The 26923-nt window shown below is 51.8% G+C and carries 22 protein-coding genes; 8 read left to right on the top strand and 14 right to left on the bottom strand.

The window, feature by feature from the left end; all coding sequences use genetic code 11:
- Positions 1 to 230: 230 nt before the first annotated feature.
- Positions 231 to 1004 (top strand): hypothetical protein, encoded by a 774-nt coding sequence (locus tag KA369_20270; GenBank protein MBP7738321.1) that lies wholly within the window; start codon positions 231 to 233, stop codon positions 1002 to 1004.
- A gap of 48 nt (positions 1005 to 1052) precedes the next feature.
- Here KA369_20270 and KA369_20275 read toward each other — a convergent pair whose 3' ends face one another.
- The 4 genes from KA369_20275 to KA369_20290 all read right to left on the bottom strand — a co-directional run bounded on the left by KA369_20275 (position 1053) and on the right by KA369_20290 (position 4624).
- Positions 1053 to 2033 carry a M23 family metallopeptidase gene (locus KA369_20275; GenBank protein MBP7738322.1) on the bottom strand — a complete coding sequence of 327 codons (981 nt, stop codon included), beginning with the start codon at positions 2031 to 2033 and terminating at the stop codon, positions 1053 to 1055.
- The gene (gene proC, locus KA369_20280; protein MBP7738323.1) at positions 2033 to 2845 is read right to left on the bottom strand and encodes a pyrroline-5-carboxylate reductase; all 813 of its coding nucleotides are present in this window, start codon (positions 2843 to 2845) and stop codon (positions 2033 to 2035) included. Before proC ends, KA369_20275 begins: the two co-directional genes overlap by 1 nt.
- Before the next feature lie 2 nt (positions 2846 to 2847).
- Positions 2848 to 3528: a YggS family pyridoxal phosphate-dependent enzyme gene (locus KA369_20285; protein ID MBP7738324.1), complete on the bottom strand. Its 681-nt coding sequence runs from the start codon at positions 3526 to 3528 to the stop codon at positions 2848 to 2850.
- Between the two features lie 172 nt (positions 3529 to 3700).
- Positions 3701 to 4624 carry a 4Fe-4S binding protein gene (locus tag KA369_20290; protein MBP7738325.1) on the bottom strand — a complete coding sequence of 308 codons (924 nt, stop codon included), beginning with the start codon at positions 4622 to 4624 and terminating at the stop codon, positions 3701 to 3703.
- A 233-nt stretch (positions 4625 to 4857) separates the two neighbouring features.
- Between KA369_20290 and speD the strand changes: the two genes are divergently transcribed.
- Entirely contained in the window at positions 4858 to 5247 is a 390-nt protein-coding gene (gene speD / locus KA369_20295; protein MBP7738326.1) for an adenosylmethionine decarboxylase, read from the top strand.
- 93 nt (positions 5248 to 5340) lie between these two features.
- Complete coding sequence (locus KA369_20300; protein ID MBP7738327.1) at positions 5341 to 6126, top strand: MBL fold metallo-hydrolase; 786 nt, start codon at positions 5341 to 5343, stop codon at positions 6124 to 6126.
- Here KA369_20300 and KA369_20305 read toward each other — a convergent pair whose 3' ends face one another.
- Positions 6127 to 6618 carry a hypothetical protein gene (locus tag KA369_20305; GenBank protein ID MBP7738328.1) on the bottom strand — a complete coding sequence of 164 codons (492 nt, stop codon included), beginning with the start codon at positions 6616 to 6618 and terminating at the stop codon, positions 6127 to 6129.
- A 241-nt stretch (positions 6619 to 6859) separates the two neighbouring features.
- Between KA369_20305 and KA369_20310 the strand changes: the two genes are divergently transcribed.
- From KA369_20310 to KA369_20330, 5 genes are all read left to right on the top strand, one after another.
- Entirely contained in the window at positions 6860 to 7552 is a 693-nt protein-coding gene (locus tag KA369_20310; protein MBP7738329.1) for an adenylate kinase, read from the top strand.
- 403 nt (positions 7553 to 7955) lie between these two features.
- Positions 7956 to 8240, top strand: coding sequence for a hypothetical protein (locus KA369_20315; GenBank protein MBP7738330.1), 285 nt, complete (start codon positions 7956 to 7958; stop codon positions 8238 to 8240).
- Positions 8241 to 8311: 71 nt separating this feature from the next.
- Positions 8312 to 9889: a PAS domain S-box protein gene (locus KA369_20320; protein MBP7738331.1), complete on the top strand. Its 1578-nt coding sequence runs from the start codon at positions 8312 to 8314 to the stop codon at positions 9887 to 9889.
- Between the two features lie 11 nt (positions 9890 to 9900).
- A complete protein-coding gene (locus tag KA369_20325) occupies positions 9901 to 11394 on the top strand; it encodes an AAA family ATPase (protein MBP7738332.1) in 1494 nt (497 codons plus the stop codon).
- Between the two features lie 12 nt (positions 11395 to 11406).
- A complete protein-coding gene (locus KA369_20330; GenBank protein MBP7738333.1) occupies positions 11407 to 13116 on the top strand; it encodes a VWA domain-containing protein in 1710 nt (569 codons plus the stop codon).
- Positions 13117 to 13182: 66 nt separating this feature from the next.
- On the opposite strand, the gene KA369_20335 is transcribed toward KA369_20330, so the two are convergent.
- The 9 genes from KA369_20335 to KA369_20375 all read right to left on the bottom strand — a co-directional run bounded on the left by KA369_20335 (position 13183) and on the right by KA369_20375 (position 26144).
- Positions 13183 to 14154, bottom strand: a complete 972-nt coding sequence (locus KA369_20335; GenBank protein ID MBP7738334.1) for an NAD(P)-dependent oxidoreductase — start codon at positions 14152 to 14154, stop codon at positions 13183 to 13185.
- Between the two features lie 175 nt (positions 14155 to 14329).
- Positions 14330 to 16432, bottom strand: coding sequence for a hypothetical protein (locus KA369_20340; protein MBP7738335.1), 2103 nt, complete (start codon positions 16430 to 16432; stop codon positions 14330 to 14332).
- Between the two features lie 172 nt (positions 16433 to 16604).
- Complete coding sequence (locus KA369_20345) at positions 16605 to 18452, bottom strand: adenylate/guanylate cyclase domain-containing response regulator (GenBank protein ID MBP7738336.1); 1848 nt, start codon at positions 18450 to 18452, stop codon at positions 16605 to 16607.
- Between the two features lie 13 nt (positions 18453 to 18465).
- The gene (locus tag KA369_20350; GenBank protein ID MBP7738337.1) at positions 18466 to 20658 is read right to left on the bottom strand and encodes a response regulator; all 2193 of its coding nucleotides are present in this window, start codon (positions 20656 to 20658) and stop codon (positions 18466 to 18468) included.
- 12 nt (positions 20659 to 20670) lie between these two features.
- On the bottom strand, positions 20671 to 22056 hold the full coding sequence (locus tag KA369_20355) for a hypothetical protein (protein ID MBP7738338.1): 1386 nt from the start codon (positions 22054 to 22056) through the stop codon (positions 20671 to 20673).
- 8 nt (positions 22057 to 22064) lie between these two features.
- Positions 22065 to 23069, bottom strand: a complete 1005-nt coding sequence (gene cheB / locus KA369_20360; GenBank protein ID MBP7738339.1) for a chemotaxis-specific protein-glutamate methyltransferase CheB — start codon at positions 23067 to 23069, stop codon at positions 22065 to 22067.
- Positions 23050 to 23643 (bottom strand): hypothetical protein, encoded by a 594-nt coding sequence (locus tag KA369_20365; protein MBP7738340.1) that lies wholly within the window; start codon positions 23641 to 23643, stop codon positions 23050 to 23052. The genes cheB and KA369_20365 overlap by 20 nt, the downstream gene beginning before the upstream one ends.
- Entirely contained in the window at positions 23609 to 24112 is a 504-nt protein-coding gene (locus KA369_20370; protein MBP7738341.1) for a chemotaxis protein CheW, read from the bottom strand. Before KA369_20370 ends, KA369_20365 begins: the two co-directional genes overlap by 35 nt.
- Complete coding sequence (locus KA369_20375; GenBank protein ID MBP7738342.1) at positions 24105 to 26144, bottom strand: methyl-accepting chemotaxis protein; 2040 nt, start codon at positions 26142 to 26144, stop codon at positions 24105 to 24107. The genes KA369_20370 and KA369_20375 overlap by 8 nt, the downstream gene beginning before the upstream one ends.
- Between the last annotated feature and the right edge of the window lie 779 nt (positions 26145 to 26923).

The raw sequence follows: 26923 nt of genomic DNA on the forward strand, positions 1-26923 counted from the left end.
GATCATGGCGATGACAAGCACCGGTAATGCAAATTTAGTTTGACAATTGGGCCGGAATACATTTAAAAAGTAGTAAAATACAACAATCATGATGCGAAAAAGACTTGCCGGTCATATTATTTCGAAGAAACACGCTGCTGCAATGTTAAAACGGGCGCGATTATATTTTATTCCTATAATAATGGATATTAATGCCTTTCAGGCGTTAAATATTATCTCAGGAGGAAATGATGCTGCAAAAAAACATACTGGCAATAGCATGGGTGGCGCTAACGCTATTCACGGCATCAAGAGCAATGGCCTTCGGCATTGGCGCCTATGCCACTGTTGGCGGAGGAGGATCTACCTATAAAACAACCACAGAGGATTACCTGCCGAACATCACCGGCACCTCATCTGATCTGACCGCAGGAGCCGGATTGATACTGGATACCACCCTTGCCCAGGACAGCCTCTTCAACTACCGCCTCAAAATAGGCGGCGGCAGGAATTGGATCGACAGGGAAAAACATATTATATTAGCACGGCTGCAGATGAGCAATATTTTTGGCTTTGGTATAATTCGGACCGATATTATCCGGTGGTGGATTGGCCCCCAGTTAGGCGGGACCTACTCGTGGGGGGATCGGGGCAAAAGAAATTATGCGGGTATTGCCAAAGAATCATCGGAATACCAGGCATTGCGGTATGGCGTCTTTTCAATCAATGATATAAACCTGCTCGCCCCGTACCATGACACTATCAGAGAAATTAATTACGGTGGGCTCAACGTGGGTCTTTCCACCGGCCTCAACATTAACATCGGCAGTCTTTTTACAATATCACTTGAAACAGGCTTCAAATATAATCTGAACTGGGGCAATCAACAACGAAAAATTTACGAAACTTTGTGGCCGCTCTATGAAATAAATCACTTCACCGAAAACCTTTTTGTCCATGGCTGGGAGCTATACGGAGAAATTGCCTTCCTATTCCGGATTCCCGGCGACAACTACAGGGGGTAGCGAGGGAAGATCCGGGAACTGACTTTTATGCGTATCTGAGCTATCCGACTACCAGATAAACATCAGCGGATCGATGTCCCAGCCGTGCTTCATGACCGTGAAATGCAGGTGCGGGCCCGTCGACCAGCCGGTGGATCCGACCCTGCCGATCATGTCCTTCTTCGTGACCCATTCGCCGCATTTCACGTTGATGGAATCCAGATGCCCATAGAGAGTGGTATATCCCTCGTAGTGCTGGACCATGATGGTATTCCCGAAGCCGCCGCGCCAGCCGGTGAAGATAACGATCCCGTCCCGGGCCGGATGCACGGGAGTGCGCCAGCCCGAAATAATGTCTACGCCGTTATGGTAGCGCATCTCCCCGTCCTGCATGAACGGGTGGACCCTGTCGCCGAAAAGCGAGGTGAAATTTCCCCGCGCTATGGGCGATTGGAAAATATTCTTGATCCGGTATAATTTTTCCAGGGAGTTGTTCACGATCATGGGCTTCACGCCCTTGAAGAAGACAAGCCTGATATCGTCGGACGAGATTATTTTAAAGGGCGTGGGCAGGTAATCGCCCCGCACCTCTCCGCTGTATGCCAGGAGATTCCGCATGCGCCGCACGTCCAGAAGATCGTCAAAGGCAAGAAGGACGCCGTCTGATGCGGGCACCACCACCTCGATGCCGTCCTTCGGCACGAGGGACGTTATGAAGGGATTTGCCGCAATAAGGGTGTCGATGTTGACGTGATATTGATAGGCCACATCCCAGTATGACTCGCCTCCGGCGAGGCGGTGCGTTATGAGCCTGACGCCGGCGTTGTGGGGATAGCGCTTGACCATGCGTATATATTCTTTCGCGTCGATGAAGAGCGGAAAACCGTTCTTGAGCACATAGCTTCCCTTCTTGACCGTGACGTGATCGCACACCAGTGCTGCGATGATGTTCCCCAGGACAAGGACGGAAACGAGAACGATCCCCCCGATCGTGGAATAGAATTTAATCTGACGTACCTGATACCTGCTGAAAGGCGGCCAGTGTAACATCACTTTTCTCCTAATCGTTGAGATTTTTGGGCTGCTTTTTCAACGGCATCCATGACGATACCGGAAAAGCCGCTCCGCTCCAGGACGTGGATCCCCTCGATGGTGGTGCCGCCGGGCGAAGTCACCTTCCCCCGCAGCGCCATGGGATCTTCCCCGCTCTCCAGAAGGTACCTGGCTGAGCCCATCACCGTCTGCGCGGCAAGGACAAGGGCCTTGTCGCGGGGAATGCCGAGCTTTACGCCGCCATCGGCCAGCGCCTGGATGAACGTGAACACATAGGCCGGGCCGCTGCCCGACAGGCCCGTTACCGCATCCATGAGCTTCTCCGGCAGGACCAGGACCCTGCCAATCGCCGAAAATATTCGCTCCACTTCAATCAGCGAATTTTCATCCACGCTGTCGTTAGGCGACAGGACCGACATCCCCTCCCCCACCATGGCCGGCGTATTGGGCATCACCCTAACGATCTTACGCGACGGACCCACGATCTTTTCCATTGCCGTTATGGAAATGCCGGCGGCGATGGAAACGATAATACAATCGGCAGCGATTGCGCCCTTTATGGCATCAAGTGACGCCGCGACCGTGTCGGGCTTCACCGCGATTATCAGTATCTCCGACGCACGGGCCAGTTCTTCCGGCGACTTCGCGGCGTTTATGCCGGTGCCATGCGCCAGGGCTTCAGCCTTGGCCGCTGCAATATCATAAACCGAAAGGGAGGATGGATCGCCTGCGGCGGCAAGGCGGGACAGGATCGCCCCGCCCATGTTGCCCGCTCCGATGCATCCAATCCTTCGTGTAGCTGTTGTCATTCTCAATCCCTGTGTCCGAAAATTGCCGTTCCGATCCGCACCATCGTCGCTCCCTCTTCCACGGCAATGCGATAATCAGAGGACATTCCCATGGAAAGCTCTTCAAGGGAAATGTCGAGGGAGTCGTTGATGTCCTCCATGAGCTCCCGCGCAGCCTTGAAAGTTTCCCGGATGACGCCCTCATCGTCGGTGAAAGGCGCCATGGTCATCACTCCCCTCAGTTCGAGGTTCTTCATGTCCAGGATGCGCTTCACCAGGTCCGTCGCGTCAGCGGGACCTGTCCCGCTTTTGCTTTCCTCTCCGGAGGTGTTCACCTGGACCAGTACTTTCTGTATCTTGCCTGTCCTGGCCGCCTCCCGGTCCACTGCCGCCGCGGTATCGGCCTTGTCAATGGAATGGATCAGGTCAAAGAGCAAAACGGCGTCTCGGGCCTTGTTCGACTGGAGGTGCCCGATCATGTGAAATGCGAATTCGCCTTTCAGGTTCGGGATCTTCCGCTTGGCCTCCTGGATCTTATTTTCGCCGAACACCCTGATCCCCGCGTTTATGGCCTCCTGCACGACCGATTCATCGAAAGTTTTACTAACGCATATTATGCGAGTTCCCCGGGGATCCCTTCCGGATGACGCGGCAATATCCGCAATCTCCGCTTCAATCCTCTTATAGTTCTCGATAATACTCATTAATCTATATCATTCCGCTGCGCGGGTCCGCGCAGCCTTCAGGTTATCGCGGTCTGATATCCGCCCGACCGGGCGGATAAAAAATACACGACCACAATTATTAATCTTGTATACCATACATCAAACTAAAATGCAAGCCTTTTTATTTCCTGTTCACACAGTGCCTATCATGCTACATCTTACCCAACAAATCCAGATCAAGGGGCTCTCCTTTCTCCGGATCCTTCCTCAGACGAATTCCATCCATGGCGCAGGAATCCTGACATACGCCACACCCCATGCAGAACTTATTATCCACAGCCACCCTGCCGGCGGATTCATCCATCGTGATGGCGTTGAAGGGGCATATGTCAACACAATTCCCGCAGGCGGTGCATCCCTCTTTCACTTCGGCGACATAGCCCGACGGTGCGAGAAACGGCACGGCTCCCTTCAGCTTATTCCACATGACCATGCCCATGCAGCAGCAACTGCAACAGTTGCATATGGCTATGAGGCGGTTTCCCATTTCCTTTTTAAAATATGCCGTATGGACATCGCCCCTGGCATGGGCCTTTTCGAGCACCACCAGGGCTTCTTCCCTGGAGCATTTCCTGAAGCGCGGGTTGTTCGCCGCGATGAAGGACGCGAAGGGGTCACCCATTATCAGGCACGCCTCCATTTCCGATTCCGGAACGCAGGGATTGGTCTGGTTTTGCCTGCATGCGCAGATGCCCACGGCCATGGCTCCGGGATTCTCAAGGATGACATCGCGGGCGATCTTGAAGGGAACAACCCGCTCCGGCACGCGATAGCTCACCGGCACATCAAGCGAAACCAGCTTGCGAGCGTCCTCATGCTTTACCACCTTCCCATGGTAAATGTTGGTCTCCCTGTCGGGAGCGAGCATCGCGATCTGCTTCACATAGGACCTGAGCATGGCGTCGACCGTTGGGCCGGGATGGTTTTTCGGCTCGGCCGTGGGGATGCCCAGGGTTTGCAGCACAGTGTATGCGAAATGATCCGTGTGCTTGAGGTACAAATAAGCAATGAAAAAATTCTGCTTATCCTCCGGGGAATAGAAATCGAACATATCATCAACAGTCTTATCCAGCATGGCAGTCTCCAGGTAATACGTATAGTTATCGTTCATGCTTTATGTATATCTGCATGATGAACCCAAATATCCATCTTTTTGTTTTTTATTCAAGGACAATTCATTTAGTCGTTTCCAGCGGACCAGGGAAAGCATGGTGCAAATAATTGTAGTTGCGATATATGTATTGACGGATTATTATCGAATGATTTAACCTGTGATTCTGAAAACAATTGTCACATACAAGGATCTCCATGCATCTGGGCATACATTATCTGGCTGAATTCTTTGACTGTGATCGGAAAAAGATCGATGATGCGGCATTTGTTGAAAAGGTCATGATAGAAGCGACAAATCTCTCGAGCGCCACGATCATCCGGCCCTTTTTCCATCAGTTCAGTCCACAGGGAGTAAGTGGCGTGATAGTTATCGCCGAATCCCATTTCGCGATTCACACCTGGCCGGAACATGGCTATACGGCCGTCGATCTATTCAGCTGCTCTGATTTTGACTACAAGGCTGCATTAAATCATATCCGGATAACTATTGGGGCGAAACATTATACCGTGGGACAGGTCCGTCGGGGAATACTTGCCGATAGTGGTGTTGCTATGCCGGCGGAATGGGACGATATTGATTTGTAAATAAAGACTAAATATGGCTACCACATAAGCTTGGTGAAATACTAATACGATAGTTATCGGTTTAATGTTGAGGTCTGTTCTAGGTGGTAAACAATGTCATTAAAGTTAGCATTCCTTGGCACAGGAACCTGCAACTCCACACCGCGCAATCCATCGGCCCTGGCACTTTCAGACGGAAATGAGATTCTTCTGATTGACTGCGGCGGCGGGTGCTATCACCAGTTAGCCAGACTGAATGATAATCATTTCAGATATAATACTATCAGCACTATACTGCTCACGCATTTTCATATTGATCATGTATCGGGTCTTGCTGATATCCTGTGGGGTGAAATGTGGGATAAACGAAGCCAGAGAATCGAACCGATAACTATCGCAGGGCCACCGGGACTTGTCCGATTTATGAATAATCATATTCTTCCTTTAATTGGGAATTATTCAATACCCTTCAAGATTATTTCGATAGATCTTGAAGATGGAGCGATATTCAAAGGATCATATTTCTCTGCACAATCATTCAAGGTGGTGCATGGTGATGCTGCATGCGGTTATCTTATCGATACCGGTATCAAAAAACTCGCCATTACCGGCGATACTGGTTTTTGTGACAACCTGGTTAATCTCTTATCAGCTTCTGATATTGCTGTCATGGAATGGAGCATGGCAGATTATTGCGATCATCCTTCGCATATTTCCCGGACTGATATTGAACGACTTCTCAATCTTAAAATTTTTCCATCAAAAACTTATTTTACCCATATCTACCCCTCCCCTGGAACATCTTTCTATGAACAGGTTCGGTTCAATAGAAAAATTTTGAATGGATATAAAAAATCATTCTTTTTCCCACAGGATTTGGAGACGACAATTATCGATTGATCAACTGCCGCGCAATGGAACGTTATTATTTACAGGCAACAGCAAACCAGAAATCGCATGCGAACCTCGTGGCATACCCCAATATTGTGCCCAGCAAATAACCCCACCCATCTCAAATCTTGAAAAGATATAACATGAAAATCGATAGTTATCATTTTTCATGTTCTTAATATCTAGCAGTTTAACAATATATATCTCAACAGCATATGCAATAATCCCCGAAGCTGACAACTTATACACCTTTCTCATATCAAGAAGCAATTCATATTCCGCAGGGGAAAGTGTAACATGCACACGTTTCCACCTTTCTTTCCTGTCACGATCCTGATAGCGAACCCTTGAAAAGGGTACGGCAGAGATCAAATCTGCTCCGGCCATTTTACAAATCAACCATGATATAATTTCACGCCTGGATAAACAGGTTTTCCGGGATATATCAGCTATCTTTCTCAAGGTATTAACATGGATATAGATGGTTGTATCAATAAACATATGCACTCTCGAAAATATCGATATATATCCAGGTATACGATTATCCTGAAAGATTATTAAAATTTTTTTCATTATATTCAGCCCCGATAACTATCAATGCATACCTGTCACCAATGATCTATATGATGCTATGAAATAATGGAGAAAATGACCCAATTAATTAAGAGAGATTTCCAAAACTTTCTTTACTTTTGAATAGCTACTTTTCATCCTGTAAAAAAATCTCTGGAGAGGTGTTTTTATGAATATTCTCATATTCGGGCCCAATGGAAGCGGTAAAGGTACGCAGGGCGCTGTAGTTCAAAAAAAGTATACTGTAACGCATATCGAATCTGGCGTGATTTTCCGGGAAAACATAAAAGGCGGCACCGAGCTTGGTAAAAAAGCCAAAGCATATATCGACAAGGGTGACCTGGTTCCCGATGATATCACCATCCCCATGATACTGGACAGACTTCAGAAAGACGACTGCAAAAAAGGCTGGCTCCTGGATGGATTTCCCCGCAATGACGAGCAGGCCAAAGCCCTTGATGAGGCATTGAAAAAAGCCGGCATGAAACTGGACTGCGTTATCGAAATATTACTGGATAGGGATATAGCGAAAAACAGGATCATGGGACGCAGGCTGTGCGCCACCGACAACAACCACCCCAACAATATCTTTATCGATGCAATCAAACCTGCCGAAAAAGGCGGCGAAATGGTATGCCGCGTATGCGGCGGCAAGCTCTCGGCCCGCTCCGACGACCAGGATGAGACCGCCATCGGCAAGCGTCACGATATTTACTACAACAAAAATAACGGCACCCTCGCGGCGGTTGATTACTTCAAAAAGCTGTCCAAGGCCAACGGCGGCGTTCCGCGGATCATTGAGCTGGATGGCAAACCGGGTGTCAAAGAAGTAAGCGAAGATCTGATGAAAAAACTAGGATAGAAAGACCTGCGCACTTATGCACAAATAGTCTTGACATAACACCAGAATCATGCAACGCTGGTGTTGTTCTAGTAGCCAGGAGTGCCCGGTATGGAATCCGCAACGTTCTAGTACCGAACATCTAAGCTGCCGTGCAAGGAAAGAGTATAGCAACAAAGGGGAGGAGGAATGTCGGAAAAACCGCCTATCCTCCTCCTTCATACATGGCAGGCTATAACGTTCGCGGCGTATACATTCAATAATTCTATAACTAATGTACAGAGTGTAAATGAAAAAGCTATTTATCAAAGCAGTCATTCTGATATGTTTACCAATCATACTCAACGTTGGGATTACGGTTTATTGCTTCTATAACAAGAGCCTGCCCGAATTTAAAGGCTACTTCCTTGGGACAATACTGAGCATGTTTTTCTCGGTGGTATGGATATTCATCGCGCGAAAAGCGATCACCTCCAATATCATGGTCATGTTTACCGTGACACTGGCCTCATTCCCGATCAAGATCGTACTTCTCGCTGTCATCGCCCTGGGAGGATTATTCCTGCTGGATATGAACCATATCTTCTTCGGTGCGTCCTTCCTCCTTGGCACCGTCCTCAGTCTCTTTGTGGAAGTATGGTTCCTGATCACCGCAAACAAACTCCAGAGAATGCTGAGAGCCGAATCAAAATCCGCAGGCGCAAAATAAGAGGGGCTGATCAATAATCGCCAATGGATCTAAAGAACCTGAACAACCGTTCCAAAGAAGAACTTATTCAGATGATCACAGATATTCAGGGCAAGTACCAGATCGGTACCGGTGAGAACGATGCCCAGAAGTTCCGGATCGACTATCATTCACTTGTCGAAGCTTCATCAGACCTCATCTTCGTCCTCGACAAGGAAGGTAATCTCATATACATCAACTCATCATGGAAGAACTTTTACAATCCGACGGCTGAAAAGCCGAGCAGCGGCCATTATTCAAAGAGCATCCCTTCCATCGAACATGACCGTGCCGCTTTCGTGTTCGACGAAATCATCAACAAGGGCAAGACCTTTGAAAACGAGATGATAAAGACATACAACCAGAAGGGACAAAAAGTTTACCTTACCGCAAGCCTGTCCCCCATCAAATCCGAAGACGGCGAGATCGTCGGCCTTGTCGGCATTATGAAGAACATCACCGAGAAACACCTGGCCGAAAAGAAGGCCAAGGAATACAGCCGCATCCTCGAGATCAAGGTCAAGGAACAGCTGAAGCAGCAGCAGGAACTCAAGAACCTGCGCGACTTCAATGAAGACATCATCAACCACGCCCCCATCGGCATCTTCGTCATGGACCCGTCAGGCATCGTCCTTTCCGAGAATCCGGCCCTGAAGCAAATCATGAGCCACGGCACCGGCGACACCATGGTTGGCGTCAACATACTCAACGAGCCGCTTTTCTCAGAAAGCGAATTCGGGAAACTCTACGAAGACTGCCGGGCTGAGAAGAAGACCGGCCAGGCATTCAACATTCCCTATCGCGCCATAACCAGCGGCCGCGACCTCATCATAAACGCCACCGTAGTGCCGGTATTGGATTCAAACAACAACATCGAGCGCATCATATTCATGGTGGAAGACCATACGCAGCAGTCAATCATCACCAACCGCGTGTACGAGGCCGAAAAGCTATCAGCCCTCGGAATACTCGCCTCGGGCGTCGCATCGGAGCTCAAGGCCTGCCTCAACAAGATGGTGATGGACCTCAATTTCGTGGACAACAACCTGGACGAGGGGAGCCCGGTTGCAGGATATATCGGATCGCTGCACCATGAAGTGGGAAGGATAAAGAACATCACCTCGCAGTTGGTGAGTCTCTCCACGGCCGACGAGGAAGACAAGGACATCTGCGACCTGAACAAGATACTTTCAGGCCACCAGGTGGACATGATGCTGAAGCGCCTCCGCAGCGAGGGTTTTGATGTTACCGTGGAACTGTCGCCGAAGGCCGTCCTGATCAGGGCGAACCAGAACCAGCTCCAGCAGCTCCTCATGCAATTCATTGAAAACGCCGAAGAGGCCATGCCGGAAAAGGGCTCGCTCACCATCACGGTTGAAACGGTAGAGGCCGCTAACGGCAAATACGCGAAAATGACGATAACCGATACCGGCATCGGGATTCCGGAAGAAAATCTCCAGAAGATATTCCAGCCGTTCTTCACGACCAAAGGCAAGCAGGCTACGGGCCTGGGCCTCATGATAACGTCATCGATAGTCCAGAACCTCGGCGGAAGCATAGGGCTGAAGAGCACTCCCGGGGTGGGAACTTCATTCCGGATCGTCCTGCCACTCGTGGAAAAAATATCCTGAAAGGTAGCGGCATGAACAAAGAAAAAGATATACACAAGATCCTGGAAGACGACGGCTTCGGCATCGTCAACAGAACAGTGCTCCCCGACAAGCCCCAGGAGCAGGTAATTCTCCAGGAGTCTGACCGCGCGAAGGATTACCTTAACTTTCTCAAGAAAAAGAGCGACCGCGACAAATTCGTAACACCTGTTATCCCCGTTGAAAAAATCCCGGATCAGAAGAGCGAGCTCGCGTCGATAAAGTCCGATGAATTCGACATACCCACCATCGTGGGGAACCTCAACTGGCACATGAACCGTATCAGCGAGAACGTCATCGGGCGCTCTGAAATCATACGCCAGGCCATCTTCGCCATCCTCACCGGCGAGCACATGCTGCTCCTCTCCAGGACCGGTATGGCCAAATCATACCTGGCGCAGTACATCTTCAACACCTTCGAGGGGGCGCGCATCTTTTCCTCCCAGGCCAGCAAGGACCAGACGCCGGATAACTACTTCGGCCCCTATAACATTGAGGAATTCAAAAAGGGCCGCATTCGCCACAACATCATGGGTTCCATCATAGAGGCGAACCTGGTGTTCCTCGACGAGTTCTTCGACGCCAGTGACGTAGTGCTCCGCTCCCTGCTGACGGTTCTGAACGAGCGGAAATTCATCAACGGCTCGGAGCAGATCGACACCGCCGTACACACGGCCATCGCCACGGCCAACTACATGCGCATGAACGAGGTGACAGAGGCCGTTCTCGACCGGTTCACCTACAAGTCCATCATTCCGGAAAACACAAACGTGTACCACCAGCTGCTCATCGACCACACCTACTCCATGAGCGGCGGCAAGCCCGTTGACCCGGAACAGAAGATATTCTTCAACCAGATACTGTATCTTTACGACATCATCAAGAACAAGAACCGCACCATCAGGATCGAGACGCCCGACTTCATCTATTTCATGAAGAACGTTCTCATCGACAAGTTCATGAGCGAGATGCGAAAGAGCGACTACAACTACTTCCTGTCGCCGCGGAAGATTGCCAAGCAGGGCGATTTCCTGCGCGCATCGGCGCTGCTCAACAACCGGTTCCAGGTAAACACTGACGACCTGAAGGAGATGTACCACTGCCTTACGACCCTGAACAGCTACATCTCCGTGAAGGCAAAGGACAAATCCGAGGTTGACCTTTACCTCGACGTCTACAACCAGACCATGGCGCACTACCGCGCGACCGGCGCGTTCCAGCAGATCGAGCTCCTCCTGGGCATTCGCCAGGTCTTTCAGGAGATACGGCAGAACCCGGAGCGGAAGGACGCCATACTGGCGCGCAAGGGCGTTCTGCAGAGCCTGATGGATTTCCTGAGAAAGATCTTCCCTACCCGGAAGGTCGAGGACGAACAGAAGCTCACCATCGAATCCCTCAAGAAAAACATCCTTGATCTCACCCCGGCCGTTGAGGAGGTGCAGGAATTGAAGAACGGCATCATGCAGGATTACCGTGAACTCTACTAAGCGAGGCCGGCCGTGACTGTCGATACGGCTCAACATAGAAGGGCTGACGCCGAGGATATTGACTTTTTCGAATACTGGGATTCCCTCGGCTTTTTCGAGTTTTCCCGTACCATTCTCCCACCGCAGTTTTTCGCCCTTTTCGAAATCGCCCGCGTTATTTTTTCCGACGAACGCCTCGACGACGCCTTCAGCGCCATCGACGAGATATCCCGGGAGGACCGCGAGTACAAGCCTGACCGAAAGGAAAGCATTCAGGTCAACCGTCTCGAAAAGATATCTCCCCTCTCCGACCGGATGGAGATAGACCGCTACCGTTACATCATCGACATGAAGAAAGCGCTCCCCCGGGAGCTGGCGCAGGAACAGGAAATCTTCGACATAAAGCTCTACACCAAAACACTGCTGGTGCAGCGGCACTACGAGACCGAGGCCGACCGGTTCAAGCCCGTTTCAACGTCGCGCGACAAGAAGGGAAAGGAAGCTAACCGCTACGAGCAGAAATTCTTCATCCTCCTCGACCGGTCAAAGTCGATGGAAGCGAAGATGCGCACCTTTTACTCGAAATGCATCATAGCCGAATTTCTCCGAAGAAAGTACAACACCCGGGCCAAGATCTTTTACCGCCCCTTCGACTCCAAGGCCGGTAACCTCATGAAGGTCGAAAAGCAGCAGGATTTTCCGCGCCTCATCGAGGAGATCCTGTACACGACCACCGGCGGAAGAAGCACCAACATCCACGAAGCGATATTGCAGGCCATCAGCGACATCAACTTCGACAAGGAGATGGCCAAATCGGAAATTCTGGTCGTCACCGACGGCATCAGTAAAATCGAAAAGCACGAGCTCCGCATCAAGCTGGGGGACATCAAGCTGAACGTGCTGAAAATCGGCGACGAGATCGCCAAGCCGGACCTTATGGAGATGGAAGGCCACCTGAAGAGCCAGAACGTGCAGGTCTACGGCGACACCATGGACATCCGCACCATCAAAAAGAAGATGGACGAGTACAGGGCCACGGGCAACGATTCCGGCCTCACCTTCGCCGAGAAGACGGCGTTCCGGCGGATCATGGATTCATCCGACAAGATGTTCAACGACCTCAAGGAAGTGGCGAACAAGTACATCCAGATCAACGACCTTAACCCCGAGCTCCTCTATAACGTGGGACCGGATCAGCTGGAATTCATCCAGTTCACCCTGGAGCGCTTTTCAATCATCGATATCAAGGAGCTCACCCTCCTCGACAAGAAAAAGCTGTTCCGCCAGATCCAGTTCTTCTACCAGTACATCCAGATGCTCATGGAGAACGGGAATGCCGAGAACCCGGCCCTCCAGGAGGCGCTGGAAAACCTCGTCCGCATCAAGCGGCGCATGCTCAAGAACCCGGACATGGTATTCATGTTCACGGAGCGAAAGGAGCTCACCGACGACAAGGATACGATGAAGCTCGCCAAGGCCCAGGCGAAGCAGATGCTGAAGCAGATGAAGCTCGACGACCGGAAACTCAGCATCGCGGAGATGAAAAAAGCCCAGCTCATTTTCACGTCGGAAACCGGCAAGGGCAGCCGGGGCCAGCTCCTGACGCTCCTCCTGGTGAAGCTGTGGGTATTCCTGAAGAAATTGTTGACGAAAGAAGGCCGGGAAGCCACCCGCGCGGAGAAAAAAAAGCGTGCCGAGGAAAAGGATCGGGATATCCACGGTCTGGACGAGAACGCCATCTGACCACAAAAAAGGCGATGATACCGATCATCGCCTTTTTTACAGTCCCCCGGAGGGGAATAGTATATCCTACAGCTTCTCTTCCTTATACCACTCTATCGTTTCAAGGATGATATCCACGTTGCCGTACTTCGGCTGCCACGCCAGCTCATGCTTCGCCAGGGTGCAGTCCAGGATGAGGTCTGTGAGAAGATACATCACGTGGCCCTTGTTAAGATAGTCTATCTTGAAGGGCTTCAGGAAAAAGGACCGGAATTTCGCCTTTGACGTCGAGAGGTGCATGATGGTCGCATCGAGATTCGCCCGCTTCTTCACCTCTTCTATCTGCTGCATCTGTGTCGGCACGTCTTCCGAGCCCAGGTTGTATATCTTTCCATAGGCGTTTCCCCTGTGGGCGGTTAACAGGGCCGCGGCCGCGTCTTCGGGATGAAGGAGCTGAAAGCGGTTCTCGCCGTGGCCGGCGACGTAAAGACGGTTCGCCTCTTCCATGGCCATGGCCATGAGGAGCGTTATCAGCACGATGGGATTATGGGTCCCGGCGCCTATGATGGGAGCCGGCCGGAACATGGAGATGGCCATCTTCTTCAATTTTATCTGCTCCTGGCAGAGCTTCTCCGCCTTGAGCTTGTCCTTGCCGTAGCGGGTAACCGGCTTGAGCACTTTCAGGTCGCTCTCGCCGATGGGAAGGTTTTTGACCTGGCCGTACACCTCGTAGGTCGAGAGAAAGACGAATTTCTTCACGGCTGCGGCCTGGGCGGCCTTGAGGAGCATCCCTGTCCCCTTGACGTTGACCCTTCTCATAAAGCCCCTGCCGTGGTGCTTGGGGCTCTTCACGTCCATCAGGTGGAACACGGTATTAATGCCGGCGCAGGCTTTCCCGAGGAGCAGGGCGTCAAGGTTGTCGCCCTCGACGAATTCAACGCCTGACGGCAAGTCCCGGGGCTTTTCCAGATCGAGACACCTCACCTGTTCGCCGCTCTCAAGAAGCTTCTTCACCAGCTTTGTGCCCAGCAGACTGTTGCTGCCCGTAACCAGAACCATATCTTACCCCCGGAACAAATTGTGCCACCCCCGGCGGGATGGACGATAAGGGTGAACCTCCGCGCGGCAGCGTTGACCACACCCTTCTATAGAAAGGAATCCATCACGCTACCCGCAACCCGTATATATCAAGATTTATTCGATTTGCGTTTTTCGTCAAGAACAATACACGGCCTCAGGGCGCATCGGTTGAAATGTTTTTCTCCACCATGGCGTCAAAGGGAAGCTTCTTCGGTACGGCGGCCCTGATCTCCGGCGGCACCGGTCCCTCGCCCTCTCCGCGGTACTTGCGGAGTCCCCGTATAAGGATCGTGTATTCGGAAAGGTCGTTCCAGAAAATATAATCCTTCACACCACTGTTCTTCAGGCCGTCAAGCTCCCAGCCGATGTAATCCACGCAGTATTTGTCCGCGTTGTCCTTGTAGTAGAAAGCCTGGATGTAGGGACGGAGCAGCGCGCCCCCGGCCAGCTCCCGCGCGCGCTTACAGCTCAGGTAGATGGTATAGTAGATGCGGCGGTCGCCGTAGCCCGCTGCGTACCCTCCCGTGTAATGGGACGGGTAGAACATGGGGCTGATTGCGTCGACGTGCCGCGAAAGCTCGCTCACGTCATGGCCGATCCACTCGCCCCACTGGTAGATGGCGTTGTAGCCGAAGAGGTCGATGGACGTGGGAACCGAAAGGGCCGCACGCGCCTTGACCAGGAACGAGGCCAGGGCCTCCCGCATGGTCTGGTGCTCCTTCCTGAAATCGAACCTCCGGTTGTCGGCCTCGCCCCGCACGTCGGGAAAGCGGATGTAATCGAACTGGACCTCGTCAACGCCGGCCTTCTCGAGCTCCCGGGCCACGGCGATATTGTAGTCCCACACGAACTCGCTGAACCCGTCGACCCATTTCTCCGGGCCCTTGTGAAAGGGGAAGCCCCCCGGGTTCTTGACGGCATACTTGTTGTTCTGATACCGGTACACCTTCTCGTCCTTGAAGCAGACCTGCCGCGCGATGACATAGATGCCGTCGGACCTGAGCCGCTTGATGGTCTTCACCACGTTCTTATATGGATTTACCGAGCCCGGCACCTGCTTGATGGTGGGATCCGTTACGGGCACCCGGATAGAGCCGTAATCGTCCTTCAGGTTGATGACCACGGCGTTGAACTTGAGATATTTCAGGAGTTTCAGGAGCTTATCGTAGTTCTCCCCCTGGGTGAAGGAGTAGCTGATATACATGGCGTGCTTCCCCACTGCGCGCCTGTCCGGCTCAAAGGCGCGGCCTGGCTGGTAGTCTTTCTGGAAGGAGAGGTTTCTCCCGCCGGTCCGGGCGGAGATGACTGATTCATCCTTGAGAAAAAGTTCGCGGACCTGTTCATTCAGTCCGGCACCCCGCGCCGGGCCCTCCTTCGCTATCTTCCGCCAGCTCCGGTTCGTGCCGATGAGAAGCTCTCCGTCCGTCCAGTTCACCGAGGTGACACGGAAAAAATCGCCGTCAGGATAGGTAAAGAGCGAAGGCATGTCGATCTTTTCCATCATCCCCCGCGACATGCTGCCCCGGTACACGCCGCCGCCATTGCCCATACCAGCAAAGAAGGTGTCGCCGTCGCCGCCGAAGCAGAGGGACCGGATCTCCTCGAGAAAGTTGGGGGTCCGCGTCGGCTCTCCGGGTACTCCGCCCCGCATCAGCCGGGCCGTGGCGCCTCCGTCCACCGAGTAGTATACGCCGTTGGACGATGTGCCGATAAGAATCGGGCCCTCCCTGTCCGGATGTACTGCCACGGAGAGGAACTCCGTGTATCGCTTCACCCCTGCCAGGGGAAGCCGCGCGAAGGTGCGGCCCCCGTCCCGGGACATATACACATCGCTGGGAACGACCAGGGCCACGCGCCTGCCGTCAGCCGACACTGAATGGCTGAAAACCGGCTTGGTGACGCCTTTTTTCTTGAAGGGATAGATCACTTCCGGGGGAAGGCCGTGGTCAATCCGCTTGCATGATTTCCCGAGGCCGGAGATTTTATACAGGCCGTGCTTTCTCGTAATGGTCACCAGGTTCTCCGGGCCTGTTGGGAACACTCCGACGATCTCCAGGGGCTCGTCGGTTTTAACATCCTTGAGCACCCTGATGGAATGAAAGCCTGGCTTGCCGCCATTGCCGAAAGAGGCGTAGCTTATCACGGCGCCGTCAGCCTTGAAGATAGTGTTGCCGTTGAGATCGATTTTATCTTTGCCGCAGGCGGATATTAATATGACGATTATTGTTAATAGCAAAAGTGCGGATCTGCTGCGCATCGGTTTCTCCTCTGATTGGTCCAAGTATTTGTGTCATTTCATGATAGGTCAGCGGAGGGAGGGGGCTTTGTCAAGATTAATGCGAAGATGTTAATTCGTGATATTGATAATAATATCATGGGAACGGACGGCCATGAGATTCATAACCCCGGGGTTAAACCGGGGTTATGAATCACTTGAAATCGAGATCACGGGTTGGCTCCCAGCCATCACCGGGAGGATTGTCCATATAGCCGGTGCACCGGTCAAGGTACATCCGCGAAATATAGTCATCCGGGACCACGGCAAGCACCTTCTGGAAATATCCGGCCCCGGTCTGCCAATTGCCGATCTTGTACATGCTGAGCCCCTTGTTGTATTCCTGCATCAGATCATCCGTGAAAATGTTTTTACGCGCCTCCTCAAGCTTGTAAATGGTTGTAGGGATATCCTTTCCTTTCACGCGGACACTGTCGATCTCACGGAAGAGGATAAGCTCTCTGAGCTTATCCTGAACGCTCTGTGATACGATTATATGGCTCTGGTAGTGCTTCGTTAAACCCTCGAGGCGGGAGGCGAGGTTGACGGTATCGCCGATGACCGTGTAGTCGAATTTCTCCCGCGATCCAATATTGCCCACGATCACATCGCCCTCGTGAATGCCGATGCCGATATCCAGGCCCTTGGGGGGAAGCCACATATTGCCGGGATTTACCGCGGGCAGGGACATGAGCATCTTGAAGGCGGAGCGCACGGCGCGTTCCGCATTGTTCTCATAACTCTGGGGCGCGCCGAAAATCGCCAGGATCGCGTCACCGATGAACTTATCGATGATGCCGCCATGCTGGTTTATGATAGCCCCCATGGTGTCGAAGTAGCGGTTCAGGAAGGCGACAACATCTTCCGGAGTGTTGTTTTCGGCGATCGCGGTGAAGGAACGGATGTCGGAGAAGAGGATGGCGACGTTCCTCTTCTCTCCGCTCAGCATGGAGGACGTGGAACCCCTTTCCACCATGTCGTCTATGACCTCGGCGGGAACAAATTTAGAGAAAACATTGCGTATGGATGTTTCCATTTCATTCGTGTGATTAAGCAACAGGGCATTTTCAATGATCGTTGCCGCTGACCGGGTAAAAGCGTCCATATTGCAACAGATCGCGTCGGAATAATAGTTGTTCATGAAATTGCCCAGATGGAGAGTGCCGATCCCGGGCAGATCAAAACACGTGTAGGATTGGATCTTCTTTTTATCGATCCTGATCTTCTGATAGTCGGTCCGGCTCTCAATTCCCACCGTGCGCTTCTCCGGTTTCCTCATGGTCGCCCCTGGATAACGGCCGTGAAAATCGTCCAGGCAGATGCGGTAAAAATCCTCGGCATCGCTTTCGAAAACCTCGGCTGCAGGGAATATAAAAACACGGACCTTCTTATTGTAAAAAAGATTAATGACGGCCACATGGTACTGGCAGACCCTGTTTATCAGCTCGCAAATCCGCGAGATGGTTGTGTCGAGAGAAGATATGCTCCCGGCCACCTCGGTGAGTTCATTCTGGAGCGTCGACTGGAAAAGCTGCTGATCTACGATGGAGCCCAGGATTTCAAGAATATAGGCGGGGGACATGATTGCAGCGTCCTCCGCTATCCATTCGGTGTGAAAAGGTGGGTGATTCCCAAGCTCTTCCAGTGTGCTGCGGAGCGGCTCAAGATTGTCGAAGTCCTTGGTGATGAAAGCGTTTGCGCCGGATGAACGGGCCCAGTATTCATCCCGGTCCTCTGAAAGGGATGTGTGCATTATAATGGGGATGTCCTGCACGCCCCGCCGCGCCTTGAGGAGCCGGCTTGCCTGGTAACCCTGAAGGGCCGGCATCTCCACATCCATTATGATAACATCCGGGATTTCCCGGTAAGCCGCCAGTATTCCCTCGACGCCGTTAACGGCGCGAATCACCTGATGGCCGGCCGTTGAGAGAAAATCCGTCAACATTCCGGCAACGAGATCGGAATCCTCAACTATCAGAATTTTTTTCTTGTTTTTCGCCATGGTATGACTCCGGTTATATAATCAGGTTCTGAACATTTTCAAGGAGGTTATTGCGGTCGAAGTCCGATTTTACGATATAGCGGTTTGCGCCAAGATCGTGAGCCCGCTGCTTGCTTTCCGCGTCTTCGACATTGGAAACAACGATGATGGGAATGCCATGGTATTTTTTTTCCCGGCGGACATTTTCGATGAAGGTGAAACCGTCCATGCGGGGCATGCTGATGTCCGTGATGATAAGATGAAAATCCTCCTGCCGCATTTTCGCAAGCCCGTCTATGCCGTCCTGGGCGGTGCTGACCGTAAAACGCGCGGTTTCAAGAATGGACTTCTGTATTTCCCGCGAATTGGCCGAGTCGTCGATGACCAGGATGTGCTTGCTTCTCCGCTGGCTTCGGGCATAGCGCTTTTTCATTTCTATATCGTTCATGCCTTTGCACAGGTCGATAAGGGCCGGAACATTGAGGATGGTGACGATGTCGTAATTCTCATCGAAGACGATGCCCTGCACGAACCGGTGCTTCAGTAAATTCTGGGGCAGCGGCTTATAAATCAGCGAGGCGTATTCGATTATTGAATCCACGGCGATGCCGATGACCGTCCCCAGCGATTCAACCAGGAGCACGTGGATCTTTTCATCCGAGGCTGAGACTTTGATGTCCAGGAGGAGAGAGAGGGGATAGAGATGTATCAATTCCTCCCGCAGCATGAAGGCTTTCTTGTTCAGCACCTGGATCACGTCCTTCCTCTGGATCAGCAGTATTTCCCTTACGAAATTAGCCGGAACAAAGAATTTTCCGGACGCCGCCGTGATAAAATAGCCCCCTATTGTCGCCAGGGACAGCGGGAGGGTCATGCTGAAGGTTGTTCCCTTCCCGGCAACGCTCGACAAGGTTATCTTGCCCTTGATCTTCTCTATATTGTGCTTAACGATGTCGAGCCCGACTCCGCGCCCGGACAGGTCGGACACGGTTGCGCTGGTGGAGAAGCCGGGCATAAAAAGGTAGGCGGCCAGCTCTGTTTCCGTCATGCCGTCGATCTCCTCTTTCATTGTCGGGAACATTTCCCTCGCCCGCTCCCTCACGCGGTCGAAAGATATTCCGCAACCGTCGTCCTGTATGACGACAAGGACAGCGCCGCTTTCACTTCTGCAGCTGACTGAAATCGTCGCCGTATCATCCTTCCCCGCCGCGGCGCGGACGGAAGGGGATTCGATGCCGTGATCGACGGCGTTGCGGATGATATGGATAATGGGATCATTGATGGTCTCAAGGATTATTTTTTCAAGCTTGAGGTCCCCGCCGCTCAGGGTGAATCGTATTTTTTTATTCAGGCTCAGGGACAATTCCTCGACCATCTTCGGGAGAGAGCCAAGGATCATCTGGAGCGGGAACATGCGCAGTCCGATGATCATCTCCTGCAGCCCGAATGTTTCCCGTTCGATGGTTTCCAGCTGTTCCTGGAGTGTTTTGCGGATCGTCTGGACGTCTTTCAACAGGCCTTTTTCGAATTTTTCGTACTCGGCCCGCCGGTTGTCCCTGTTTTCCCCGTTACAATCAAGCGGCTCGAAACGGTCGATCTTCTTTTCAAGCTGCGATATCAGGTCGTTCTGTTTTTTAAGCTGAAACTGGCTGATGATAAGATTATTCATTCTTTTGATGATTTCATTGATGTGATCGACACGGATCCGTATGGTCTGGAATTCCTGGAAAATGCTCGCGTCGTCGGTATCGGCACAGGCGGAGTCGGATTCGGACGCGGTCGTAACCGCCCCGGCCTTTTGTCGCCGGGATTGCCGGGGATGTTCAGGTAGGGAGAAGGGTTCGCTCGATGATGCTTTCTGAAGGGTATCGACTATTTCATCGACATCGACGTCATCAGACCGTGTTTTGCGTATCCTGTGGGCCACCTCCCGTAAATAATCCGAGGTCAGGAAAGACAGCCGCGTTATACCGTCGGAAATCTGGTAACGCTGCTCCTTGATGCCCTTGAACACGCTCTCGAGGCCGTGAGCGAGCTTCTCGATGATCGAAAACTTCAGCATGCGGGACGAGCCCTTGATGGTGTGCAGAATGCGGAGAATGCGATTGAGCTCTTCATCATTGCCCGGGTCCTTTTTCAGGTTTATGACCGATCCGTCGAGCTGTTCCACATTTTCCTGCAACTCTTCAAGATACTGGTTGATAAACGCTTCTTTCTGAATAGCCATTGCAGTGCATCCTTATTTCTTTTCCAATGTTTCAATCCAATGCGTACAGAGTTCCATGAAATACCGCTCACTGAAGTTTTCCAGCAGGAATCGGTACTGAGAGCCTCCCCGGGAGCTGTCGGCCGCTATATCGTCCCGGCATGCGGCGAACTCCCCCAGAGCCCCGCCATCGCCGGTGTTTTTAAGGATAGTCGCCAGATAAAAGCGAGCCGGCCAGAATTTTTTATTAAGCCGTATTGCCTGTCGGAAACAGGACAGGGCCAGGTCGTTGTTGCCCGCGAGCATTTCCATGAATCCCCGCAGGTACACGTTGATTTCATTTGCAAAAGCGGCGTCGATCACGGAGAGCAGCTGCCTCGCCAGATCAAACTTGAGGTTGTTGACAAAGTACAACAGGTAGTGAAGGAGCTCCGCCATCTGCAAGCTGGGGTAATCGGATACTTCCGGAATTGCCTTCCCCTCGGAAAGCCTGGAGGCAAAGCTCAAAACCGCTTCTTTATCGATGGATTGTGTCACCGCCCTATCTTTTATCATGGTACCGCTATCCGCCGGCGATCCGTCAGCAGCAGGGGATGCGGCGGTATGCCGGCGGGCAAGCATCTTCTGAAAGAAGTACACACCATCAAGCTCCTTTAGAATCATATCCTCATGATTCAGGTGGGGCATTTCAGCAGATGACAGCAACAGGTATCCGCCGGGGCTTATCTTTGCCGCAACGGCGTGCAGGATATCCATTTTTACGCCTGGTTTCATGTAGATAAGCGTGTTTCGGAAAAGCGCCAGGTGTATCCCGTTTGGGATGGCATCGAGGGAGCCCTGGTAGATATTGAGATGAACGGGAATAACTTTCGAGCGAAGGAACTCCTTGATACGCAGGACCTTGCCTGAGCGGTCGGAATATTTTTCAATCAACGGCATGAAGCTCTTGCCGTCGCTGCGCAGCGAATTGTCCGAATACGATCCCTGTTCCACCCTGCGCAGCGCTTCGGTATTGATATCGGAGGCAAAAACGCGGTATTCCGCTCCGGGCGCACAGCATTCCTCTGCGATCATGGCCATGGAAAGTGCCTCCTCTCCGGAGGAACAGGTCACCGACCAGAGCGAAAGCGATGCGTTCAGGGCGGCCAGTTCAGGCAGTATGCGCCGCTGCAGGAGCGTGAAATGGCGGCACTCACGGAAAAAATAGGTCTCATTAATGGTGCAGAAGTTCAGGAAGCGCTCGCGTTCACTCATGTCGCTCTCGATCAAGCGCAGATAAGGAGCGGCTTCAAGGTTCAGCTCGTCCAGTCGGCGCCCGATGGAATCCCGCAGCGTCCGATAGTTGGTGTCCGGAACCGTCATGCCGGTCGTCTTCTCGACATACTCGAGAAACGGGGCCAAATCGTATTTGAGGGTCAAGCGGGACATCATGCCGGGGCGGTCAGGGCGACCAGTGTATCAGTAATTTTGTCAAGGGGGAGCACGCGGGAAGCGCCGCCGAGCTGGATGGCGCATTTTGGCATGCCGAATATTGTCGACGTGTCGGCGTCCTGCACCAGTGTTATTCCCCCGTTACGCTTAATATCCACGCAGCCCTGCGCTCCATCCCTTCCCATCCCGGTGAGTAGCACCCCGATCAGACGCTCCTTGAACTGGACAGCGGCCGAGGTAAAAAGGATATCCGCGCTGGGCTTCTGGTTTTGCACCTTGGGGCCGTCATCGAGGAACAGCCTTCTGCCCTTGAAGACCAGGTGCCGCAATGCAGGAGCGATGAGCACTTCCCCCGCCGCGGGGTAATCGTCATTTACCGCCAGGCGGACAGTGAGAGGCGTCTCCAAATTCAGCCACTGGGCAAAACTCTGCTCGAAGCCTGTTTCCAGGTGCTGGACGATGACAATCCCCCGGGGGAATCCGGCGGGAAGCCTCCTGATGATACTGGCGATGGCCATGGGACCGCCCGTTGACGCTCCCATGACGATCATGTCATAGCCCTTCATGACAGCCATATCGTCTTCTTTTTTGGAATCGGTATCACGGGGCATCTTCTGCAGGGCCGTTGCGAGGGTGTAAAGCTTTTCTATGAAACGCTTATAGAATTCCGGATTGTTGAGCTGTTCGATGTTCGGTTTGCTCATGACATCGACAGCCCCGTATTTCAGCGCCGTGAAGCTGTTCGCGGCGTCGACCTTGCTTGAAAAAATCATCACCGGAACGGGCCGCTGCTGCATGATCTCGCGGGTGGCGCTGATGCCGTCCATGACCGGCATGTTGATGTCCATGATTATAAGATCGGGGGTTTCAATCATATTCTTTTCTATCGCGATCTTTCCGTTTGTCGCCTCGATCACCGTTTCCACGTCGCTGTTCTCAAGAAGGATCTGCTTGATAATGCCCCGCAGGAGCACAGAATCGTCAACAATCATGATTTTCATCGCACACCTCTTTTCTAGTTGTTCGCGCGATGTTCGTCGCGATCACCGTCTGTATGTCGATCAGGTATTCAATAGAACCGTCCGCCGGGAAGCGGACACCCAGCAGCCCCCGGCTCGATAGATACGGGAACAGCCCCGACGGTAAAAGGCGCAAATCCTTCAATGGCACCTGCGCCAGCCCGGTTTTCCCAGAAAGCTGGACGGCGATGGTGCCTGTGTCAATGGCTTCTTCAGTGGACTTTTTTTTTATCCTGGGCAGTTTCGGGGCGTTCGGCGAATCCCCCCTGGCAAATATGATCATTTCCGCCTGTTTCGTTATGGGGATGTGAAAGCACCGGGCAATAAAATCGTCGAAGTTAATGAGGGGGAAGATGCGATTGTCGATATCTATTAACCGCAGCGGACCTTTCCCGATCTTGGACGCGTCACGGTATCCATCGTAGTAACTACCCGCGATCTGCGCCCGGTTTATCAGAAAGGAGCATCCGGGATAGGAAACGACGATACAGTCAACCTGAAGTACCGGCGACGGGGCGGTGTCAGATGTTCTGGAGATCGTTCTGGAGCCGGTCATATAAATCCTGCACGTTGATGATGAAAATATCCGATCCGTTAAAGGGAATATAGCCTTCGAAGGTCCGTTTTTCTTCAGATGACGGCATTGCGTGGATACCGTTTTCGGGAATTGCAACCACCCGCACCACGTCGCTGATCAGAAAGGCGACATTGTCCTGAGGGTGATTCATGATAAGCATTTTGGACGCCTTCAGCCGCTCATTTTCAAGAAGCAGCTTTATGTCAAAAACGGTGAACGGTTCCCCATAGCGATTGATGAGACCGGCAATGTACGGCGGCACGAAGGGTATGAAATAGATATCCGTGTTAATGACGATCTCCCGCACCAGCTCTGCGTGAAAGGCGTAGGGCCTTTCCCCGACAAGAAAAACAACAAACTTACGCTCCGATTCATCCAGCGGGGCGTTCGCGGCGTCACTGTCCGCCAAGCGCCCGGAGAGTTGCCGTACCAGCTCCGAGTTATCCATTACCGAGCCCATCCTTCGATAGTATGTATTTAGACAGGGTTTCCCTGAGAGTATCGCTTATTTCCCTTATGGATTCAGCGGCTCCGGTGGTTGCCTTGGTCGTGCTGGTGAAGTCATCGATACCCTCGGATATCTGCTTGAGGGTGAGAAGAATCTGCTCAAAAGCCGACACCTGCTGGCTCACGGATGAGACGATCCGCTCTGACGAGGTTGCGGATATCTCGGCCGAGTTTTTGATTTCGTTGAAGACCTCCTTGAGTTTCGCGGACAGAGACCATCCCTCGCGGATGCGCTCGGTGCCCTTTTCGGAATCGAGAATGAGCTTGTCGGACGAGCGCTGGATATCGTCTATGCGGGCCTTGATTTCCGAAGTGGAGGCGACGGTGCTGTCCGCGAGTCGCCGGACCTCCGTGGCGACGATCTGGAAATTGCGGCCGGCTTCGCCGGCCGCGGACGCTTCAAGCTCGGCGTTGAAGGCGATGATTTTCGTCTGGTCGGCGATTCCGTTGATAATGTTGACGACATCCCAGATGCTTTCAATCTGGCTGCCGAGAGAACGGATGCCGGCGATAGTGTCGGAGTTGGTATTCTGGATTTCATCCATTTTTTCCAGGTTGTTCTTAATGATTGCGTAACCATGCTCGACGAACTCCTTGGTCTGGTTGGCGATTTTGGCCACCTCGTTGATGCGGTCGGCGACGTCTTTGGAGAGGCTGTCGGAATCCTCCATCGTGGACACGATTTCCTTCACTGAAGCCGCCTGCTGGCTTGACGTCGACGAGATCTCCTTCGACGATACGTTAAGATCCTGTATCGAATGGGTCAGGACATCCGTAGTCTGCCGGATCTGCAGAAGAAGCTCCCGCGTGTTTTTTATAAGCAGGTTGAACATCCGCGCCATCTCGCCGAATTCATCTTCACGCTTCATGTCTTCGGGAGGGATATCCTCGCTGAAATCCCCTTCCTTCAGGTTTTTGATCCTTCCCACGATACGCTGCACGACGATAGAAAGGGAATTCGAAAAAAACACGCTTATAATGACAATTAACGCGGTGAACAGAATGCTCGTGAGTATCATCAGCCAGCGCATCGCCCTGATGGGGAAATAAATCTCGCTGTAATCCGCCTCGGAAACGATGATCCACCCCATGTCATCGAAGGCTCGATATGACAAAAACTTGTCGTTCACCGAATCCGTTCTCTTGTCGACCAGGGGGAAAACGCCTATACCCGACTTTTTTGCGCAAATTTCCTTAATGTAGTAATTGCCATCATCATCCTTTTCGTTGTAAATATTCTGCCCTTCGCGCGTTGGATGGATTACCAGGGTACCGCGCGAGGAATCATGGTTGTCGATGATGTAGGTCGCGCCTCTGGAGCCAAGCTTCATCGATAATATTTTTTCCTTGAGAATATCCATCTCTGATTGCTTTATTCCCACATAGATGGCGCCTATAACGGTGCCGTCCCGCTCCGTGATAGGCTTATAGGCGGTAATGTACCAATCATTGACGACAAAGGCGGAACCGCGGTACGTTTCGCCGTGTATTACCTTCTCATATACCGGGGAAGAAGAAGGGATGAAGGTTCCAATGGCCCGGTTTCCGTCCTGTTTCTTGACGCTGGTGGAAACACGGAGCAGTCCGTCAGGATTCTTCATCGTCTGAAATATCGTAACGGTTCCCCCGATCATTCTGGTGATGCCATCAACCAGCGCGAAGCTGCGGGAAACATTCTCCCCGGCCACGACCATCGAAGGCAGACGCACCTCGCTGCTCTCTCCGGATATCTGGTTGACCGCGATGTAAGCCACGGGATTAGCGGGATTCAGCGCGGTTTTTCCCCTGATAAAGCTGTCGGCGACAGAGATGTTATGATTGACCGTTTTCTGGTTCAGTTCGTAGTTAGCCTTGCATAGGTTCAGAATGCTGTCCGTCATACGATTGAGATCGTTTTCGGCCATTCGTTTAATAGTGCTGCTGGCGCTGAGAGTGCCCACCAGCGCCAGGCTAATGGTGGAAACCAACGCCACACCAATACATCCAAGCAGAATTTTATTGCGTATGGTCAACTTGATGGAACGAAAATCTGGGATCTTCATCATTAACTCCTTACGTGTGCCGCCCGCGGAATTGCAGCGGTTAAACAGGATATTCATTTATAATTTACGCTCATCCAGTGCTCATGGCTGGGCATTGATCAATCTCATCATTTTACTGACATGACCCAGGCAGCCGGTCTTCACGATAATGAATACACATAGACCGCTATTATATAATTCGCCATATTTATACAGTTAATTTAGCAAATTATGATTACGGAAAAACAGGTCAGGGCGATAGAGGATATGAAGTGTGTCGTCATTTACGATAATAAAAAAAAGGGGGGGGGCAAATGTCTACTCCGGGTTGAGGCTCGTTGGGATAATGCAGAGGTCATCCGCTTATTTCTGAAAATGAATTTTCAATTGTTGCAACATATCATGTGTTAGCAGCGGTAATCTGTATTTTGTCGTAAAAAACGATATGTTGTCGATTATAATAATAGGTTTTCGTTTTCATGATATGCCCTGATAAGATGTATATCATGTAAACGAATGGGGATGAAATTATTGAAAAAAATTATTTTTTACCCTTTGTAGCCCCGGGTTTAAACCCGGGGCTACAAAGGGGGCATTCATCTAATGATAACGTATAGTATCTTTCGCACATTTTTCATGCAATAAAAAAGTCCTCTAACTGACGAAAATTAAATTACCACATTTAAAACAGTCAGGAGGAGGACTTTTATGAAAGCTGATAAGATTATCGA

The sequence above is a fragment of the Spirochaetota bacterium genome, assembly GCA_017999915.1.
GTDB lineage: Bacteria > Spirochaetota > UBA4802 > UBA4802 > UBA5550 > RBG-16-49-21.